General features: G+C 33.6%; 23 protein-coding genes. 19 read left to right on the top strand and 4 right to left on the bottom strand.

Going from position 1 to position 18,982, the window contains the following annotated elements; genetic code table 11:
- Nucleotides 1-197: 197 nt before the first annotated feature.
- A complete protein-coding gene (locus B371_RS0111015) occupies nt 198-422 on the bottom strand; it encodes a DUF2187 family protein (RefSeq protein WP_019414374.1) in 225 nt (74 codons plus the stop codon).
- Between the two features lie 302 nt (nt 423-724).
- Here B371_RS0111015 and B371_RS0111010 point away from each other — a divergent pair, with 302 nt between their 5' ends.
- From B371_RS0111010 to B371_RS0111000, 3 genes are all read left to right on the top strand, one after another.
- Complete coding sequence (locus B371_RS0111010) at nt 725-2,170, top strand: DEAD/DEAH box helicase (RefSeq protein ID WP_019414373.1); 1,446 nt, start codon at nt 725-727, stop codon at nt 2,168-2,170.
- A 328-nt stretch (nt 2,171-2,498) separates the two neighbouring features.
- A complete protein-coding gene (locus tag B371_RS21710) occupies nt 2,499-3,437 on the top strand; it encodes a glycerophosphodiester phosphodiesterase family protein (protein WP_019414372.1) in 939 nt (312 codons plus the stop codon).
- A 353-nt stretch (nt 3,438-3,790) separates the two neighbouring features.
- Entirely contained in the window at nt 3,791-4,051 is a 261-nt protein-coding gene (locus tag B371_RS0111000) for a stage VI sporulation protein F (protein ID WP_019414371.1), read from the top strand.
- A gap of 300 nt (nt 4,052-4,351) precedes the next feature.
- On the opposite strand, the gene B371_RS0110995 is transcribed toward B371_RS0111000, so the two are convergent.
- A complete protein-coding gene (locus B371_RS0110995) occupies nt 4,352-5,251 on the bottom strand; it encodes a diacylglycerol kinase family protein (RefSeq protein ID WP_019414370.1) in 900 nt (299 codons plus the stop codon).
- A gap of 415 nt (nt 5,252-5,666) precedes the next feature.
- Between B371_RS0110995 and coaW the strand changes: the two genes are divergently transcribed.
- Nucleotides 5,667-6,488, top strand: coding sequence for a type II pantothenate kinase (gene coaW / locus B371_RS0110990; protein WP_019414369.1), 822 nt, complete (start codon nt 5,667-5,669; stop codon nt 6,486-6,488).
- Between the two features lie 174 nt (nt 6,489-6,662).
- On the top strand, nt 6,663-6,863 hold the full coding sequence (locus B371_RS0110985; RefSeq protein WP_016427350.1) for a cold-shock protein: 201 nt from the start codon (nt 6,663-6,665) through the stop codon (nt 6,861-6,863).
- A gap of 126 nt (nt 6,864-6,989) precedes the next feature.
- On the opposite strand, the gene B371_RS0110980 is transcribed toward B371_RS0110985, so the two are convergent.
- A complete protein-coding gene (locus B371_RS0110980) occupies nt 6,990-7,385 on the bottom strand; it encodes an RNase H family protein (protein WP_019414368.1) in 396 nt (131 codons plus the stop codon).
- A gap of 385 nt (nt 7,386-7,770) precedes the next feature.
- On the opposite strand from B371_RS0110980, the gene B371_RS0110975 reads away from it, so the two are divergent.
- Nucleotides 7,771-7,974: a zinc-finger domain-containing protein gene (locus tag B371_RS0110975; protein WP_026023033.1), complete on the top strand. Its 204-nt coding sequence runs from the start codon at nt 7,771-7,773 to the stop codon at nt 7,972-7,974.
- 33 nt (nt 7,975-8,007) lie between these two features.
- Here the strand turns inward: B371_RS0110975 and B371_RS0110970 are convergent, their stop codons facing one another.
- Nucleotides 8,008-8,214 carry a cold-shock protein gene (locus tag B371_RS0110970; RefSeq protein ID WP_019414366.1) on the bottom strand — a complete coding sequence of 69 codons (207 nt, stop codon included), beginning with the start codon at nt 8,212-8,214 and terminating at the stop codon, nt 8,008-8,010.
- Between the two features lie 201 nt (nt 8,215-8,415).
- On the opposite strand from B371_RS0110970, the gene B371_RS0110965 reads away from it, so the two are divergent.
- The 13 genes from B371_RS0110965 to B371_RS0110905 all read left to right on the top strand — a co-directional run bounded on the left by B371_RS0110965 (nt 8,416) and on the right by B371_RS0110905 (nt 18,924).
- A complete protein-coding gene (locus tag B371_RS0110965) occupies nt 8,416-9,051 on the top strand; it encodes an HD domain-containing protein (protein ID WP_019414365.1) in 636 nt (211 codons plus the stop codon).
- The gene (locus B371_RS0110960) at nt 9,048-10,925 is read left to right on the top strand and encodes an ABC-F family ATP-binding cassette domain-containing protein (protein ID WP_019414364.1); all 1,878 of its coding nucleotides are present in this window, start codon (nt 9,048-9,050) and stop codon (nt 10,923-10,925) included. The genes B371_RS0110965 and B371_RS0110960 overlap by 4 nt, the downstream gene beginning before the upstream one ends.
- Nucleotides 10,926-10,951: 26 nt before the next feature.
- A complete protein-coding gene (locus B371_RS0110955; protein ID WP_019414363.1) occupies nt 10,952-12,070 on the top strand; it encodes a virulence factor in 1,119 nt (372 codons plus the stop codon).
- 360 nt (nt 12,071-12,430) lie between these two features.
- A complete protein-coding gene (locus B371_RS0110950) occupies nt 12,431-12,868 on the top strand; it encodes a BrxA/BrxB family bacilliredoxin (RefSeq protein ID WP_019414362.1) in 438 nt (145 codons plus the stop codon).
- Nucleotides 12,865-13,656 carry a class I SAM-dependent methyltransferase gene (locus B371_RS0110945; protein WP_019414361.1) on the top strand — a complete coding sequence of 264 codons (792 nt, stop codon included), beginning with the start codon at nt 12,865-12,867 and terminating at the stop codon, nt 13,654-13,656. Before B371_RS0110950 ends, B371_RS0110945 begins: the two co-directional genes overlap by 4 nt.
- Before the next feature lie 244 nt (nt 13,657-13,900).
- Nucleotides 13,901-14,479 (top strand): YpjP family protein, encoded by a 579-nt coding sequence (locus B371_RS0110940; RefSeq protein WP_019414360.1) that lies wholly within the window; start codon nt 13,901-13,903, stop codon nt 14,477-14,479.
- Nucleotides 14,480-14,541: 62 nt separating this feature from the next.
- Complete coding sequence (locus B371_RS0110935; RefSeq protein ID WP_019414359.1) at nt 14,542-15,486, top strand: thymidylate synthase; 945 nt, start codon at nt 14,542-14,544, stop codon at nt 15,484-15,486.
- 14 nt (nt 15,487-15,500) lie between these two features.
- Nucleotides 15,501-16,007, top strand: coding sequence for a dihydrofolate reductase (locus B371_RS0110930; protein ID WP_019414358.1), 507 nt, complete (start codon nt 15,501-15,503; stop codon nt 16,005-16,007).
- 218 nt (nt 16,008-16,225) lie between these two features.
- Nucleotides 16,226-17,041: a GDSL-type esterase/lipase family protein gene (locus B371_RS0110925; protein WP_019414357.1), complete on the top strand. Its 816-nt coding sequence runs from the start codon at nt 16,226-16,228 to the stop codon at nt 17,039-17,041.
- 14 nt (nt 17,042-17,055) lie between these two features.
- Nucleotides 17,056-17,628 carry a YpmS family protein gene (locus tag B371_RS0110920; RefSeq protein WP_019414356.1) on the top strand — a complete coding sequence of 191 codons (573 nt, stop codon included), beginning with the start codon at nt 17,056-17,058 and terminating at the stop codon, nt 17,626-17,628.
- 14 nt (nt 17,629-17,642) lie between these two features.
- Nucleotides 17,643-18,167 carry a peptide-methionine (S)-S-oxide reductase MsrA gene (gene msrA, locus B371_RS0110915; protein WP_019414355.1) on the top strand — a complete coding sequence of 175 codons (525 nt, stop codon included), beginning with the start codon at nt 17,643-17,645 and terminating at the stop codon, nt 18,165-18,167.
- A 2-nt stretch (nt 18,168-18,169) separates the two neighbouring features.
- Nucleotides 18,170-18,595 (top strand): peptide-methionine (R)-S-oxide reductase MsrB, encoded by a 426-nt coding sequence (gene msrB, locus B371_RS0110910; RefSeq protein WP_019414354.1) that lies wholly within the window; start codon nt 18,170-18,172, stop codon nt 18,593-18,595.
- Nucleotides 18,596-18,693: 98 nt separating this feature from the next.
- Nucleotides 18,694-18,924, top strand: a complete 231-nt coding sequence (locus B371_RS0110905; protein ID WP_019414353.1) for a YozE family protein — start codon at nt 18,694-18,696, stop codon at nt 18,922-18,924.
- Nucleotides 18,925-18,982: the final 58 nt, after the last annotated feature.

Here is an 18,982-nt window from a genome sequence, read left to right as displayed (position 1 = left end):
TGGAGCGCAAATCAGCGGTATCACACTAGAACCTACTCCTTAAAATACCGGGAATACTGGATTCATGGCGAAATAAATTTATATACTTGCTTATCTTGAAAAAAAACGAACATCCAAAAACAGGATGTTCGCTTCATACAATTTTATATTTCCGAAAATAAACAAAAAAAACGAAGAATTTCTCTTCGTTTTTTACTTTAGGAGAATACTTTATAGTTTTTATGTGATACTACTGTTAGGGTAGAGGCTGCACCAATTTTTTTGGCATCCTCTTGAGAAATTTCGACGATACAAGAATTTTCAAGGATTTTGAAAATCACTCCTTCAACTTCAACATCACGACGAACGAATGAAATTTTTTCTCGTATTCTTCGAGCCTGAACAAATTCGGATACTATTTTTTCATGCTTTTGAAACGTCATCTGAATTCCCCATTCCTATAACACTGATTTGTATTCGAGAACTCAATGCTCGAAACGAGCTCAAATTATTCTCATGAATATAGCAGCGCATTATAAATTTATTATTTTATCATTATAACATAGTATTCTGTTTTAATCTATCAGTCAGATTTCTTGTTATACTAAGTAAGAAAAGACGAGTAGGAAAGTTTCTATCAACTGCCAGACAGTAGCCACCAAAATGGGAATGGGCTAAAGTTAGTAGCTAGAAAAAAACTTTGAACAAAGAAGAGTTAAAACCTCTTACATAAAGGGAGAGTTAAATGACAAACACACAATTTAAAGATTTCGGTATTTCAGAAGACATTATTCGTGCATTAGAAGGATTAGGATTCACAACACCTACAGAAGTACAAGCTAAAGTTATTCCATCAGCTCTAAACAAAAGAGACCTATCAGTGAAATCTCAAACAGGCAGTGGTAAAACAGCAGCCTTTGGCATTCCTATTTGCGAACTTGTGGACTGGGATGAAAACAAACCTCAAGCCTTGGTCTTAACGCCAACACGTGAGTTAGCCATGCAAGTATCACAAGATATCATGAGCTTTGGTCGGTTTAAACGAATAAAAGCAACCGCTATTTATGGTAAACAACCTTTTGCTTTCCAACGTTCAGAATTGAAACAAAAGTCACATGTGGTTGTAGGAACTCCCGGTCGAGTAATGGATCATATTGAACGACATACATTAGATTTAAGTAAAGTTGAAATTTTAGTTATTGACGAAGCTGATGAAATGTTAAGTATGGGTTTTATCGAACTTGTTGAGTCTATTATTAATCATTTACCAAAAAACCGTTTAACAATGCTGTTTTCAGCTACTCTTCCAAAGGACGTCGAAAAGCTCTGTCATAAGTATATGGATAATCCTCTTGACATTACAATTGAAAAAACCGAACAAGTTAACCAACAAATTGAACATTCAGCATACGTAGTAAAAGAAGCAGACAAATTTACTTTGCTAAAAAACCTTACAATCGTTGAAAACCCAGATAGTTGTATCATTTTTTGTCGTACAAAAGACAATGTCGATAAATTAGTGGACTTATTAGACGATGATGGATATACAGTTGATAAAATTCACGGTGGAATGGAACAAAATGAGCGTTTTAATGTAATGAATGAATTTAAACGTGGAGATTTCCGTTACTTAGTCGCAACTGATGTGGCTGCACGAGGAATTGATATCGACCGAATATCACATGTCATCAATTACGATATGCCACTTGAAACAGAAAGTTATGTGCACCGAACTGGTCGTACAGGAAGAGCAGGAGAAGTAGGAAAAGCAATCACACTTGTTACCCCATATGAAGACAGATTCCTAGCTGCTGTAGAAAAATATATTGGTTTTAATATACCAATAAGAGAATTACCCCCAAAGGAACAAATTGTATTAGCAAAAGCAGCATTTAAGCTTAAAATGAGTGAACAACCGGAAATTAAAGTTGATAAAAAAGAGCAATTAAACGAAGATATTACAAAATTATACTTTAATGGTGGTAAGAAAAAGAAAATCCGTGCTGTAGATTTTGTAGGTACTATTGCAAAGTTAGATGGTATAACTGCTGAAGATATTGGAATTATTACTATTCAAGACAATGTATCTTATGTAGAAATTTTAAATGGGAAAGGATCCCTTGTATTAAAACAGATGAGAGACACTACAGTTAAAGGAAAGTTACTTAAGGTTCATATTGCAAATAAATAAACATAATAATATTATGTAAACTAATTTCAACAAAACAATGCTATAATATCAAAATCGATGTCCTTGCCTTTCAGAGATTGATGGATTTATTGTCCTCAATAACTCTTGGAAGAAAGGGCGTCTTCTTTTTGTATAAACATAATATAAGGATATGGGCTAGCCAGGTAATTAATGATTAAACTGAAAGTATTCATCAAATATAGATGTCACCGTGAACTTCATTAGCTATCTACACCGTTTCTAAGAACAATCATAAGATATAGTATCTGCTCTCTAAAAGATTTAACTAATGCCGTTAAGGAAACTTTTATAAGAAGAAGGTGTTCACTTGGTCTATCACAATAATGAGTTAACTTTAATAATAATTTTATTTATTTTATTAACCATTACATTAGAGGAGGGTCATAGTTCGACAAAAAATATAAAAACTGAAATTATAGCACATCGTGGTGCCTCTTTATTAGCTCCTGAAAATACAAATGCGGCATTTGATAAAGCAATTGAGTTGAATGCTGATCGGCTTGAACTAGATGTACAGTTAAGTCAAGATGGAAAGATTGTAGTCATTCACGACCATACCGTTGATAGAACAACTAATGGCAGTGGTTTGGTTAAGGATTTATCATTACGTAATCTAAAACAATTGAATGCAGGGAGTTGGTTTGATTTAAAGTATAGTGACGAGAAAATTCCTACTCTAGATGAAATTTTGAACAAGTATATAAAAAAAATTGATTTATTAATTGAAATTAAATATCCCCAATTGTACCCAGGAATTGAAAAAAAAATCGCTAAAGCTGTTAAAAGTGACTTAAACAAGAACAATATTATCATTCAATCTTTTAGTGAGGCATCCTTAAAATTAATCAAAAAATTTCTTCCCGATATTCCTACATGTTTGCTGATTAGTGGTTTTGAGTTTAATGAAATTAACCAACCAAAGTTAGAAAGAATATCTTCTTATGCTGATTATATAAGTCTTCCACAAATGCTAATTAGTTCAGAACTTGTCAAAACAGCACAAAAAATAGGATTAGGAGTTTATGGCTGGAATGTAAACACACAAGGAGAATATTTGAAAATGCAACAGATGCGTGTTAATGGAATTATAACTAATATGTCTAATACATCTTCTTTTAGTAAAAACAATATAGGTGATAGCTCCTTTATAAAAGCCAGAGAAAGCAAGTTTAAGTTTACAGATCTTTTAAACTTATTTAATCTGATAACAAAAGAAGCCAAAATCTTTCTAAATACCTTTAAGTAACTATGGTTTCAAAATGGTATGGTAATAATTAATACAGTTCTAACTCACTATGGAGTCCTCGAAATCACCTGAAATTAAGAATAATTTATGTTGCGTTATTCCTACAGCTATATAAACAACCTCTATCCAACTAGTTATTTCACACATCTATGCTGTATTTCATGAAAATTGGTAATTAATTGTAATGGTGATAATTTAATATCTTAGTATTACCATCGTTGCTATGATGGTTTTTCTTTTGGACTATTTGTAAAGCTCTTATTTCCAAATACACGTGATGAATGACCACACTCAAATCTATAATCTTTCATATTATAAGTTTATATTAGAAATTTATAGGAAGGGGGATCAATATGTTGAGCAATTTTTTTGGGAATATTGAAAAAAAAACTGGTGTGAATATGAACGAAGTTATGAAACTAGTGCAATCCCTTCAAAATGCAGATCTCAAAGATGAAAAAACGGTGAGAAGTGTCATTCGTGAGCTAGCCTTAATTGCTAAAAAAGAAGTTCCAAAAGAGAAAGAAGAAAAGATAGTCAAGGCTATTTTGAATAACGAAGTTCCAAAAGATTTTTCTAGTCTATTAAAAATGATGGATAAAAAGAAAAAGTAACTTCTAGTTTAAATAAAACATGATAAATAGAGTACTGTCCAACTAATTGTTAATATTACTCACTTCAATTCCCTAGGGTAAGTGGTTAATTTGCATGAAAAATAGTATACATTTGTAATTTTGAAGTTTTCTTAAAACTGATTTTAGGAGCAGTTAATAATTTGTAATTATCGTCTAGAAGCGTCTAGTAAAGATACAAAAAATTTTGAGTGTCTTTATAGGGAGACACTTTTTTCATATGCTAAAAGAAAGATTTATTAATAGGTCAAAACGCAGTTGCTTTATAAGGCAACTGCGTTTTTATTTGTCTCCAGTTGGGATGAGGAATTGAATGGATTTTGGTTTCACTTTAATTTCAATAGGTGTTTGTAAATATCTCTCTCCATCAGTATCTACATTTTTCGGTTCATCTGTTCGAATTACAATATGTTGCCCAGTGTAATGTGTTACATTCGTTAAATCATCAGTGACAATATCAGATTGAGCGAGCGAAAACCATTCTCGTAAAGCAATCAACGAAGATGATTGTATTAATAATACGTCTAAGACTCCATCGCTCGGATCAATTTTGTCGAGTGGTAAACGATGGGTACCAATGGATTTCCCATTTATAACGAGTACCATAACAGCTTCCTCTTTATATGATATTCCGTCAATTTCAAGATGAATACTAAAAGATTCACTTTCATTAAATGTTTGCAAGGCACTAATAAAGTAGCTTAACTTACCATATTTCTTTTTTAAATCTGGATTAATATTCTCTGAAGCTTCTGTAATTAGCCCTATTCCAGCAAAATTGATAAATAGACTTTCATTTATCTGTGCAATATCAATGTCCTGAATCATTCCATTAGTAATTTGGTAAGCAGCTTCTTTCAGTGTCAGTGGAATTCCGAGAGTTCTTGCGAAGTCGTTACAAGTACCTCCAGGAAGTAATCCTATAACAGGGAGTTTATCCACATCTCCTAAAACTTGAACTGCAGTATGTAAAGTACCATCTCCACCCATTAAATAGAGGACATCCGCACTTGCTGCATCCAAGCAAGCTTGTTTAAATTCATCAATTGAAAATGTTTGAACTATGGTTAATTGATGGCAATTTGTCGCTATAACCGGAACGACTTGCGATAAAGATTCTTCAGCCGTGCCTTGACCAGCTTGTCCATTTAATAATAAAACAGCCTTTTTAAATCTTGGCATATATCCACCTTCTTAATGAGTATAATTTCGCTAATTCCATTTAAAACAAATATATCACAGTTTTCATGGATGTTTGAATTTTCAAAGGGTAAACAACTTGAATAGAGGGACAACAAAGAACTTTAATGCCTAAGAAGAATTAGGGGAGCACACCTTACACCGAATACAAGCAATGATTTTATGTCATTGTTCTTCACATGATTAAATAAACAGGAGATATTCCAGTAAAAACAAAAATATGTTGTTAAAACTGTTAGTTTTCTCTAAACTTAGAATACAAGCTTTTGAGAGGAAACGCCTCATTGAAAATATGTATTAGAAAATGTTTGTTTAGTAAAGACAAAAATAACGAGCATAAAGATATTTTAAGTGGCTGAATATAGACACTTGTTCATGCATTTAAAGGAGAATAAACATGGTACAAGCAATCGGAATAGATGTTGGCGGAACTTTAACGAAAGTGGCTTTTTTTGAACAGGATTATAGTTTGAAATTATTACATTTTCCATCATCTAATCTACAAAAGGTTAGTGAATGGATTATTTCAAACAACGAAGATTTTCAAATTAGTCTAACCGGTGGTCGAGCCGAACAGTTAAAAACGTTTTTACATTCTCATCAAAGACTTAATTATTTGGTCGAATTTGATGCAACAATTGAAGGTGTAAAATATCAGTTAAACAAAGCAGGATATAAGTTATCTAATGCATTGATTACAAATATAGGAACAGGTACATCAATTCATTCTTTAAAAGGGGATGAACATAAAAGAATTGTTGGAACAGGAATTGGTGGTGGTACTCTTATCGGAATGGCTACATTAATGACTGGAATTCATCATTTTGATAAAATTGTTCAACTTTCTGCTGAAGGTAGTCGTTCTGAACTTGACATATTAGTTAGTGATATTTACTTTGGCAATAAAACACCCATTGATGGTGGTTTAACTGCTAGTAATTTTGGAGATGCAGGGTTAAGACCTTTAATGGAACGATCAAAAGAAGATATTTTAGCAACCGTTCAAGGCTTAGTTGGGGAAGTCATAACAACATTAAGTATTCAATGTGCTGTTGCTGAAGATTTTGAACATATTGTTTACATAGGATCAACATTGGCTGGAAATAATACCCTTCAAAGTATTATTGGAAATTATACAACCCGTAAAAATCGAATACCCATTTTTCTAGAGAACAATGGGTACAGCGGAGCAATAGGAGCTCTTTTAAGCAATCATTAAATCGTTAGAAAAAATCTACTTTAATTTCTTTGCATTAATTTGGGTTTCATGTTACATTTAAAAAGGATTATTTTTGTTCGGATATGAGTAAGACTTGTAAGAGATTTTATCTCCACGATTTGAGCAAGGATAGTAACACAATGTGTACTTAGTGCACGAGGAGGAAATATATTTATGGAACAAGGTAAAGTAAAATGGTTTAACTCAGAAAAAGGTTTTGGATTTATCGAACGTGACGGCGGAGACGATGTATTCGTACATTTCAGCGCTATTCAAAGCGAAGGTTTCAAATCTCTTGACGAAGGTCAAGAAGTTACTTTTGAAATTGAGCAAGGCCAACGTGGTCTTCAAGCTACTAACGTAAACAAAGCTTAATTTTATAATTAAACTATAAACAGACTCTTTTATAGAGTCTGTTTTTTTGTGTATTAAATAAACAACGTGTTCTTACATAAAATAACGTATGAGAGTGGTTAGTAGTTAATCCTTAGAGGTAATAAATCACTTGTCCTTTTTTTGTATTAAAGCTTTACGTGCTAATTGATCTGCCGTTAGATTCGTGCTACTAGGTATCCATTTAATAAAGTAGTAATCAAACGTATCAGCAATCTCAAGGGCTTTTACTAATAACTCTTGATAAACAGGGTTTTTAGTATATCTTTTTTCAACCGCAGTCACTACAACCTGTGAATCAGATCTTATGGATACAAGTTCTTTAGAAATTCTTCGAGCCTCTTCAAGCCCTCTTATTAAAGCAACAAATTCAGTTGTATGATTATCATAAATCCCTACATACTCTGAAATGCGAATATTATGTCCTTCACCTCTAATAAATATTCCAATACCACTTGGTCCAGGATTCCCAGCGCTTGCTCCATCAATATATACTTCTAGCAATAAACACAACTCCTTATCTTTCATTCTAGAGTACGATATTTTTAACTTCTAATGAAGTACTTTTTACATTGTTAAATAGTTGTGATACTAAGTGTGACCAGAAACAAGATAAAATTACTCAACTCATGAAATCAATAAAAAAATTAGAAACTAACCATTATTATTATGCTTAAAAATTTTATGTTTAGATGAATATCATATTAAGAATTGCAAAACCTAATCGAAGAAGTTTATAAGCTCTTGGAGAACCAGTTTGATTTGAGTGTTAAACTTTTACTTTCAGTTGCAAGGAAACACTAAGAGGGTGTAAGATAAAGTAGTGTTTTTTATCAATTATATGATAAATGACGTTATTAATGGGGAAATAATGAAAGGAATGAGGCAATTGAATAAACTTACAGTTATCAGTGAAATTGATGATTTACTTGATACGTATTGCGATGGTTGCTTCATAAAAAGAGAACTCAAATCTAACACTGGCAAAACATTAGCACATCGTTTTTGTATTGGTGGTTGTACTGTTGGCGATCAGCTGCAATTTTTAGGCAGAGAGCTTAATAAAGTAAAAACTAATAACGAAGTAACCTAAAAAACCCACCAATCCTCAGATTGGTGGGTCATCTTATTTTGAAATTAATAAAACATTTGCGGCTTGGGGACCTCGTGTGCCCTCAATTATTTCGAATGACACATTTTGACCTTCATCTAACGTTCGGAACCCGTCCTCTTGGATTCCAGTAAAATGGACGAACACATCGTCACCATCATTGTGTTCTATAAATCCATACCCTTTTTCTGTGTTAAACCACTTTACTTTTCCTTGGTGCATGAACGTTCCTCCTTGTGAAAGTGAAATGTCAATATCCCAATCCTAAGCACACTAAATATTCTGTGAATAGATGGATATACTATACATGATTTTCTGACGCTAGTCAATTAATCAAGTAATCATGTGTTGCGAATATAACATCATCTATGCAATGATACAGTTAACGAACTTTGATAGGTCGCTTAGGAAGGGGGGAACATTTTGAACACTATTGAAAAATGTGAATCGTTAGTAAAAAATATATATAGCCAATTTGACGCTAGTCATGATTTTCAACATATAGAACGAGTGAGGAAAAATGCTCAAAATATTAGTAAAGAAGAAGGTATTGTTCGCCACGACTTAATTGAACTAGCTGTTCTTCTTCATGATGTTAGTGATGTTAAATACAATGGAAAAGAAGGTAAAGAAAAAGAAACAGCAATTCTTAATCAACTTGACTTGTACCCAAGTGACCGACAATGGATAGTTGATATAATTGAATCTGTTTCATTTAACGGCGGGAATGAAAAAAAGGCAATGACAATAGAAGCGAAAATTGTACGAGATGCAGATAGGCTAGATGCAATTGGAGCTATTGGAATTGCTAGAACGTTTGCATACGGTGGGGCAAATGGCAGAAAACTTTATAATTGGAAAGAATCAGCAAGAGTGGATATGTCGGAGCAGGAATATCGTTTAAAAGAAACTTCTTCTGTCACTCATTTTTATGAAAAATTATTGTTATTAAAAGGTTTAATGGTTACTAACACAGGAAAAAAACTTGCCTCACAGCGTCATGAATATATGTTGGCATTTATAGACCAACTTAAAATGGAAACGAGTGAAGAATATTGAGTCATTTAATAGTATCAAACTTAACAAAAACGGTTGGAGTAAAAACATTATTTGAAAATATCGATTTTACAATTTACGCAGGTGAACGTGCTGGATTAATTGGAGTTAATGGAACTGGTAAATCAACTTTTCTTTCAATTCTCGCGAATCAACTAGAGGCGGACAGTCTTTCAATGGACCATCCAAATCAATATCGCATTGCAATGTTAGAACAGGATCCTCAGTTTGATGATGATTTGACCGTACTTCAAGCTGTGTTTAGCGGTGACTCACCTGCATTACAGATAAACCGAAAATATGAGGATGCTTTAGATAAATTAAATGAAGATTCTTCATCTGTAGAATACCAAGATGCATACATGGAGATTCAATCGAAAATGGACCTTCATAATGCATGGGATATAAATTCAATGGCTAAGACTGCTTTACAAAAGCTTGGGATTGATATGTTCGATCGCAAAGTAAATGAACTTTCAGGTGGTCAACTTAAACGTGTTGCTTTAGCAAAAGTTCTGGTTGAACCTGCTGATTTAATTTTGCTAGATGAGCCGACTAACCACTTAGATGTAAAATCTTCTCAATGGTTACAAGAAAGTTTAGCAAGACTGTCCAGTGCAATTATTTTTGTTACACATGATCGATATTTCTTGGATGGAGTGTCAACACATATCTATGAAATTGCAGATCAAACTATGTACACACATCGTGGGAATTATGGTGACTATTTAGAAGCGAAAGCAATTCGAGAAGAAATGTCTGCCTCTTCTCAGGTAAAACAGGAAAACCATTTCCGCTCTGAGTTAAAATGGATACGACGTGGTGCCAAAGCTAGAACAACGAAACAAAAAGCACGAATCCAACGTTTTGAAAAATTGGATGAGTCAATGGATCGGAATAATGACAATTCATCTTTAGACATGAAAATAGCAACTACTCGACTGGGTAAAAAAGTTCTGGAAGGAATTAATTTATCAAAAGCATATGAAAACAAAAAAATTATTCAAGATTTTTCGTTTTTACTTCAACCCGGGGATCGAATTGGTATTGTCGGACCGAATGGTGCTGGGAAAAGCACATTAATTAATATGTTAGCTGAAAAAATTCAGCCCGACAGTGGTGAATTAAGTGTTGGACAGACTGTGAAAATTGCTTATTTTGAACAAACCATTCCTCCGATGAATCCTATGACACGCATGATTGAATATGTTAGAGAATCTTCAAACGATATTGAAGGAACCGATGGAGTAAGGCATTCAGCTGCTCAAATGTTGGAGAAATTTTTATTCCCACTTAAAGTACACGGTACACTCATTGGTAAGTTATCAGGTGGAGAGCGCAAAAGACTTCATCTATTGAAACTATTAATGGAACAGCCTAATGTTTTATTATTAGATGAGCCGACAAATGACTTAGATATACAAACACTTTCAGTATTAGAAGACTTTATCGAACAATTTCCAGGCGTTGTCATTACCATCTCCCATGATAGATTCTTCTTGGATCGTATCGCTAAAAAATTATGGGTATTAGATGGCAAAGGCAATACACGTGAGGTTCAAGAGATTTATTCTGATTTTCTTGATCAAGTACCTGAACTCAAGGTAGAAGAAGTAGTGTATGTAGAGTCAGAACCTACAAAAACCAAAGAGCAAAAGAAAAAATTGTCCTTTAAAGAACAAAAAGAATGGGAAACAATCGATGCTGACATCGAAAAACTTGAGCAAGCCATTATTGTTGCCGAGAAAGATGTAGAATCTGCTGGAGCAGATTTTGAAAAGCTTCAAAAGTCTACTACCTACTTAGATACTTTAAATGAACAATACAATCAGTTAATTGAACGATGGACCTATCTGCAAGAAATTAACGGGTCATGATACAATATGGTTAGGAGGGATATTGCGTGAAAATACTTACAATTGAACCAACGCCAAGTCCAAATACAATGAAAGTTGTCATTGATAATGAACTTCCTTTTGGTAAAAGTTTTAATTATAAAAAAGGTGAGAACGTAGATGCACCTAAAGATATTCTTGCGATATTAAACATTGATGGTGTCAAAGGCATTTACCATGTTGCAGACTTTTTAGCTGTTGAAAGAAATGCTAAAAATGATTGGGAACAAATATTAGCTGAAGTGAGAAATGTTTTTGGTGAAAATCATACAAAAACCGAAAGTAAAGACCAATTAAATGAACACTTTGGTGAAGTGTATATCCATGTACAACAAATTAAAGGCATTCCACTTCAAATTAAAGTATTCGACCAAACTTCTGAAGAGCGTTTAGCTTTATCACCTCGATTTGTTGATGCAATGAATGCAAGTATGAAAGATAATGACGAGAATTATATCTTGCAAAGAAAATGGGCAGATTTTGGTGTTCGTTATGGTGAAAAAACAGAAATTGCTGAACAACTTAGAGAAGAAATTGAAGCCACTTTTCCAGATTCACGATTACAACAGTTAATTGAAGAAGCGAATAGTCCTAAAAATGAAATGACTGCACAAAAAGGTCACAAAATTACATTAGAAGAATTCCAAGTAGACTCATGGCAAGAACGATTCCAAATGTTGGATCAAATGCCGGACCCCTCTGTAGATGATTTACCACTACTTTCATTGGCTCTTGAAGATGAAAAAATGTCAATTCGTCGCTTAGCAACGGTCTATTTAGGGATGATTGATAATGAAAATGTTATTCCTTACATGAAAAAAGCATTGAAAGACAAGAGTTCGTCAGTGCGACGAACTGCTGGAGATTGTATGAGCGATCTTGGATTCCCAAAATTTGAAGATGCCATGCAACATGCTTTGACTGATAGAAACAAGTTAGTCCGATGGAGAGCCGCAATGTTTTTATATGAAACTGGAACCGAAAATTCACTTTCTTCTCTACATGAAGCGAAAGAAGATTCTGAATTTGAAGTGAAACTACAAGTAAAAATGGCGATTGCTCGAATTGAACAGGGTGAAGAAGCAAAAGGGTCTGTTTGGAAACAAATGACCGATTCACGAAATTAATTACGAAAAGTTTTAGATATTGAAGTGAAAAATATTTGCGAAAACTCCTTACTAGGTTTAAATAATCAAAGTATAAAACATAAATGGACAGCCCTCGCATGCGCGAAGGCTGTGTTTTTTGTTATAGAAATTGTAGACATTAGAAGGTAAATTGATAAGTTGTAATGAATTTTAGAAAGTTGTAACTACAACACATTTAATCAACTCTCAGGATGAAGGGTAAGTATTCAAAGTAAACATAGGCTTCATTTATAGCAAAAGTAATCTGATTAGGTGAAAAGATATGAAATACAAGTTATGATAGATAATGAAAAGGCTTATATAAACCAAACGAAATAGAAAATGAAAGTGGGAAATAATATGAACGCATATGATGAGTACATGAAAGAAGTAGTTAAACCGATGAGAGCTGAACTAGTAAGTGTTGGATTTACAGAATTGACTAATGCTGAAATGGTAAACGAACATATGTCAAAAGCTGAAGGCACGTCTTTAGTAGTCATTAATTCAGTATGTGGCTGTGCAGCTGGTTTAGCTCGTCCCGCTGTAGCAGAGGCCTTATCAGAGGTCTCAAACAAACCACAACACTTGGTTACCGTTTTTGCAGGTCAAGACAAAGAAGCAACAAATCAAATGCGTGCTTATTTTGAAGAAGTACCTCCAAGCTCACCCTCAATTGCTATTGTAAAAGATGGAAAACTGGCATACTTTATTCCACGTGAACAGATTGAAGGATTCCCAATGGAGAATATTAAAGATCATTTAGTTGAAGTACTCAATCAAGTCACTGCTTCGTGAAAACTATTGTCACAACTGCAGGTCGACCAACTGAGTTGACAATTCAACTCGCGTTAGATGCTGCGGATTATTTAAATTTCCGTTATGAAGATCGTGAAAAAAGATCTATCACTCAATTGCAACAACAATATCAGAGTAATGTTCTAGTGGCCTCTAAGAGCAGCTGGGAGTACTATGGATTAAACACAAGTGAACCGTTCTTTTTTCATCCAAGTTCAGCAATGTTCCGCTTAAAAAGATTGGCAAGAGGTGAACGAGATCCTCTACTCGAAGTATGTAAATTACTTCCAGGAGATTCATTCCTTGATTGTACATTAGGCTATGCATCAGATAGCCTAGTGGCTGCATACGCGATCGGGGATACAGGAAGCATAGAGGGATGTGAAGCAAATCCTATTCTAGCCTTTATTTTACAGGAAGCTTTTCATAATGGTAGAACCGACTATAATGAATTCCCTTCATTAATGAATCGTATTCGTGTGATTTCTTGTGATGCAGCCTCTTATTTAAAAGAGTTAGCCAATCAATCCGTTGATGTTATCTATATGGACCCTATGTTTGAAACTTCAATAAAGGAATCAGATTCTATAAGTCCATTGCGGTCTTTAGCAGTCAATGAGCCCTTAAGCTTTGAGTGGGTGAATGAAGCTATAAGAGTTGCAAAAAAACGCATCGTAATAAAAGCACATTTCCGATCTCCTTGGTTTGAAGAATTTGGATTCCAACAAATCATTCGTCCTAATACTAAATTTCATTATGGGTTCATTGAAAAAAGCTGTTCCAATTAAGGAACAGCTTTTTCGGCAATTATTCTGTAAAGTTTAAAGATGTTAAATATCCAAGTAATAATAAAAACCCTATCCCAATAACTATGTGCATATCCATAAAATAATTCCTCCTACTTGAAAAACGAAACTGTTTGTTTTTACCCTTTTATTGTACAATGAATACAGCAAAGATGGAACCTTTTCGTGTTTGAATTCGTATAAGTTGAAGAAGCTTGTTAAAATACAATAAGTAGGTGGTAGCTAAATGAGAAATTGGATACAGAAATCGTTAGTCATTATAGTGGCTTTCTTAACATTTGGTATAATTTCACCGACCCATATTTTGTGGGAAAACTTATTAGTTGATAAAGTAAATCAAAAGTCAATTTCTACTCACAGTACACAACCTTCATATACAATAGAATTGACGGATGAACAACCCAATAGTTTTGTAGAAGATACTATCATACAGGCTAAAGAACAATCCCTATTAAAATTCGGTTCACGTATAGGTCCAGTTATTACTAATGAATTTGATCAAATAATTTTCCCTAAAATTCAAGAAGCGATTGAATTTACATTATTTAATTTGGATGATGAATCTCTTAAAACATTGGTGATTAGTGAAAAGCCAACCGGTAATAATAGTGAGAAGATGTTCCATATTTACGACTCAACTTCCGGATATGATATTATCCGTTTTCATGTAAGAACAGACCGCAAACCGCAAGATGGTTATTTCTTTAATTTTCATTATCACTCGGCTTCAGACCAATTTTTCAAACATTATCAGCTAGGTGATATTTATTGGTCGAAAAATATGCCACCTAAGTGGATGTCATAAAAGGTAAAACCTTTCTCAATTTGAGTGAAAAAGGTTTTTCATATTTTTAGGAGGTAACATATATGGATCAATACTTACAACTATGTCAGACAATTTTAACTAATGGAGAAGTTAAAAATGATCGTACTGGTACAGGAACAAAAAGTATTTTTGGGTATCAAATGCGCTTTGATTTAACCAAAGGTTTCCCATTAGTCACGACAAAAAGAACTGCCATGCGTCTCATTACATCTGAATTGATGTGGTTTATAAAAGGCGACACAAATATTAAAACATTAATCGCTGAAAGCAATCATATATGGGATGAATGGGCTTTTGAAAAATGGGTGAAAAGTAAAGATTATAATGGACCAGATATGACTGACTTTGGTTTACGTGCTGCTCAAGATGAACAATTCCAACAAATACTGGAAAAACAAATGACTATTTTCAGAGAAAAAATATTATCTAATGCTGAATTTGCAAATACATATGGAGATTTAGGTCCTGTTTATGGACGTCAATGGCGCTCGTGGCCTACTAGCGATGGCCAGTCAATCGATCAGCTAAAAAATGTAATTGATTCAATTAAAAATAACCCTGATTCTAGAAGACATATCGTGACTGCCTGGAACCCATCAGAAGTAGATGATATGGCACTTCCTCCTTGTCATACATTTTTCCAATTCTATGTAGCAAATGGTAAACTTTCTTGTCAATTGTATCAACGAAGTGCAGATGTTTTTCTTGGTGTACCATTTAATATTGCTTCTTACGCTTTATTAACACATTTGATTGCAAAGGAATGTAATCTAGAAGTTGGAGAATTTGTTCATACTCTTGGAGACGCACACATCTATTTAAATCACATGGACCAAGTGAATGAACAACTTTCAAGACAACCACGTGAACTACCAATACTTAAAATTTCAAACGATATTAATTCAATATTTGATTTAGAAACAAAAGATATATCACTAGAAGGCTACAATCCACATCCAAGAATTAAGGCGCCAATAGCGGTTTAGAAAGTAGGAATAACATGATATCTCTAATAGTTGCCCATGATCTTAATCGTGTAATTGGTATGAATAATAAATTACCTTGGCATATTCCAAACGAACTTGCTTACTTCAAAGAAAAAACAATGGGAAAAGCTATTGTTATGGGCCGTAATACGTTTGAATCCATAGGACGCTCTTTACCCGGACGATTAAATATCGTCGTTACTCGAAATCCCTCTTATGAATTTGAAGGGGTTACTGTTGTTAACTCCCTTGAACAAGCTATTGAAAAAGCCAGAAATTATCATGAAGAAGTTATGGTAATTGGTGGGGAACAAATATTCAATAAAGTCTTGCCCTATGCTGATTTGATGTATATCACTCTAATCAAACAGCAGTTTGAAGGAGACACTTATTTCCCCCAATATAAACAAGATTGGGATGTGGTATCGACTTCAGATACTAAAACAACAGAAAGTGGTATTCAGTATGAATATATTATTTATAAAAGAATAGATGATTCTAATAAAACACTTAAAAAATAAATTGAATTTCTTCTTAGTGGGATCCATTTCATATAAGTGGCCAATAAATAAAGACATTTCGACTTCATTTATATGCAGAAAAAAGTCTATTAAGTATCCGGTACATATAAAGTGTATTGAATTTTGCACGTTATCTTTACGAGATTCATTTCTAGACATATAGGTATTAATACTTTATTAGGACATTGTTATTTTTTAATAATTAGAGGAGAGTATATATGATTAAACAATTGATACTTGTCATCTTGGTGAGCACATTCATCTTGACAGGATGTCAATACAACCCAGGGGATAGTGGGGATTTTACAACAAGACAACCGATTTATACTGAAGATTTCATAGTAAAGGAAACATTTATTACAGAAGACAAGTTCCTCGTTGGATTGGGTGATTCGTTGACACAAGGTGTTGGGGACGAACGTAAAATGGGGGGCTACTTAAGTCGATTATCTACTAAAATGTCAACATTTCAAGGTGTTCGTAAAATTGAATTGATAAACGAAGGAAAAAGAGGATTGAGAAGTGATCAACTCCTAAAAAAGATTAAATTTGGTGATCTAGAAACCTCCCTTCAAAAAGCCGATTTAATCGTAGTGTCTATTGGTGGAAATGACATCATGAAAATTGTTAAAAAAGACTTATTCCGATTACGTGTTGAGTCATTTGAGAAGGAATTAATCAATTTCAAAAAACGTTATAGAGAAATTTTAACAGAAATACGTATGGTAAATCAGGATTCTCCAATCATTTTATTAGGTTTATATAACCCGTTTTCGGTTGTTATAGCTGAGGATAATGAGTTTGATCAAATCATGATAAACTGGAATGCTGAAATTTTAAATGTAGCTAATGACGATGTCAATGCATGCTATGTACCGGTTGATGATCTGTTTGAAACTAACGTGAATATGGTTTATCATACGGACTTTTTCCATCCAAATAGTAAAGGCTATGAACAAATGACGAACCGTATACTTGAATCCCTTAATACTTGTGATTTATTCCGATTAACAAATGGGGAAATGGATTTATAAGGAGTTAAAGATAAATGAACCTATGGAAAGTTGCCTTTTTTATACTTATCGCATTAATAGTAACAGCTATTATTATATTTGTTTCTTGGATTAGTTCTCCTTTAGAAAAAACAATAATACCTGAACCCCAGATAACTTCTCAAGGGAGTGTATTAACCCTTAAAACGACAAAAGAAGATTTTGAAGGAATTGCAAATTCTTATTTGATGGATGCAATGAAAACTCAAACATTACCCATTACTATAAGTATAGAAGATCAGATTCTATTATTAACTGAACTCACCATATTTTCTATTAATCTACCCATCACAATGAAATTCGACCCAATTGTTGAACCGAATGGGAACTTAAGACTGGTTCAAACTGGTGTTGAAGTCGGAAGATTAGAAATCCCACCAGAAAGCGTGTTAAAATTACTAAAGGATTCAGTTCCATTACCTCCATGGATGATCGTGCGTCCTGATGAACAGGATGTATATATCGATTTATCAAGTCTTCCTATGCAATCAAACGTAAAAGTGAAAGCGAAAGAATTTAATTTGAAACAAGATGAGATAACTCTTGAAATACTAGTACCTAACAATTAAAGGAGGGTGTATTTGTGAACTTAGAAAAAGCAACTTTTGCAGGCGGATGTTTCTGGTGTATGGTTAAGCCGTTTGATTCCTTTGAAGGTATTCATTCTGTTGTTTCAGGATACACTGGTGGGGAAGTTGAAAATCCAACCTATGAACAAGTATGTACAAATTTAACTGGACATAAAGAAGCTGTTCAAATAACATTTGACCCTACTATTTTCCCTTACGAAGAACTTGTCAAACTGTTTTGGATGCAAATAGACCCTACAGATCCAGGTGGACAATTTTTCGATAGAGGTTCATCTTATGAGAGTGCAATTTTTTATCATAGTGAAACACAAAAAGACATTGCAGAAACATCAAAAGTAGAATTAGAAAATAGTGGTAAATTTTCAAAACCAATCGTCACTTCAATATTAGAAGCAAAACCATTTTATCCTGCTGAACAATATCATCAAGATTATTACAAAAAAAATCCTACTCACTACAATCGATACCAAGTTGGTTCAGGCAGAGCGGGATTCAAACAAAAATTATGGAGTGAATAATTATGTCAAAAGAAGATTTAAAAAATAAATTAACACCTATTCAATATCATGTAACACAAGAAAATGGAACGGAACCACCACATCGAAATGAATATGATCAAAACTTTAATGAAGGCATTTACGTTGATATCGTTTCTGGAAAGCCGTTGTTTAGCTCTAAAGACAAATATGATGCTGGTTGTGGTTGGCCAAGTTTCAGTAAGCCTATTGATAGTGCAGAAGAAGTAACAGAGCATTCTGATACGACTCTTGGTATGAGAAGAACAGAAGTTCGGAGTAAAACGGCTAATTCCCATTTAGGACATGTATTTCCTGATGGACCGGGTCCAGAAGGATTACGCTATTGTATAAATTCAGCTGCAATGAAGTTTGTTCCTAAAGAAAAATTAGAAGAAGAAGGATATGGCGAATACATTTCTCATTTTTAAATTCACAAGCTAAACTCGTTTTTGAAGGGTTTAGCTTGTTTTATTACCTAGAACAAACTTTTTTTATGTAGTAAGTAAAGTACTACTTGGAGGACAATATGAATCAAACATTTTATAAATATGCCCTTACTTTTCGAGGGGGACCAATGTCAGATGGTAAAGCCATGTTTGCAGAAGCCATGTTTTATGATTTATCGTTTCCAAAACAATCAAATGATTTTGAGGAAATATCAAGATATATTGAAGAACTGGCTCATTCAAATATGACTGCTACTATTTTTGATGAAATGTGGTTATTATACGAAACAAATATATTTTCTAATAATTAGTGAAAATAAGTGGTAAACAATGGATTTATAAAATAAACCTGAATCCGTGACCAAGGTG

The organism is Paenisporosarcina sp. TG20 (genome assembly GCF_000286315.1).
Classification (GTDB): Bacteria; Bacillota; Bacilli; order Bacillales_A; family Planococcaceae; genus Paenisporosarcina.
Note: the sequence above shows the minus strand (reverse complement) of the source record. Positions and strands in the feature narration are given on the sequence as shown.

Bases quoted from the DNA above. Each gene is read 5' to 3' on its own strand.
- B371_RS0111000 (WP_019414371.1), top strand. From the start codon at position 3,791: ATGTTGAGCAATTTTTTTGGGAATATTGAAAAAAAAACTGGTGTGAAT.
- B371_RS0110995 (WP_019414370.1), bottom strand. From the start codon at position 5,251: ATGCCAAGATTTAAAAAGGCTGTTTTATTATTAAATGGACAAGCTGGT.
- B371_RS0110905 (WP_019414353.1), top strand. From the start codon at position 18,694: ATGAATCAAACATTTTATAAATATGCCCTTACTTTTCGAGGGGGACCA.
- B371_RS0110920 (WP_019414356.1), top strand. From the start codon at position 17,056: ATGAACCTATGGAAAGTTGCCTTTTTTATACTTATCGCATTAATAGTA.
- coaW (WP_019414369.1), top strand. From the start codon at position 5,667: ATGGTACAAGCAATCGGAATAGATGTTGGCGGAACTTTAACGAAAGTG.
- B371_RS0110940 (WP_019414360.1), top strand. From the start codon at position 13,901: ATGAGAAATTGGATACAGAAATCGTTAGTCATTATAGTGGCTTTCTTA.
- B371_RS0111010 (WP_019414373.1), top strand. From the start codon at position 725: ATGACAAACACACAATTTAAAGATTTCGGTATTTCAGAAGACATTATT.
- B371_RS0110985 (WP_016427350.1), top strand. From the start codon at position 6,663: ATGGAACAAGGTAAAGTAAAATGGTTTAACTCAGAAAAAGGTTTTGGA.
- B371_RS0110925 (WP_019414357.1), top strand. From the start codon at position 16,226: ATGATTAAACAATTGATACTTGTCATCTTGGTGAGCACATTCATCTTG.
- B371_RS0110935 (WP_019414359.1), top strand. From the start codon at position 14,542: ATGGATCAATACTTACAACTATGTCAGACAATTTTAACTAATGGAGAA.
- B371_RS0111015 (WP_019414374.1), bottom strand. From the start codon at position 422: ATGACGTTTCAAAAGCATGAAAAAATAGTATCCGAATTTGTTCAGGCT.
- msrB (WP_019414354.1), top strand. From the start codon at position 18,170: ATGTCAAAAGAAGATTTAAAAAATAAATTAACACCTATTCAATATCAT.
- B371_RS0110930 (WP_019414358.1), top strand. From the start codon at position 15,501: ATGATATCTCTAATAGTTGCCCATGATCTTAATCGTGTAATTGGTATG.
- B371_RS0110950 (WP_019414362.1), top strand. From the start codon at position 12,431: ATGAACGCATATGATGAGTACATGAAAGAAGTAGTTAAACCGATGAGA.
- B371_RS0110970 (WP_019414366.1), bottom strand. From the start codon at position 8,214: ATGCACCAAGGAAAAGTAAAGTGGTTTAACACAGAAAAAGGGTATGGA.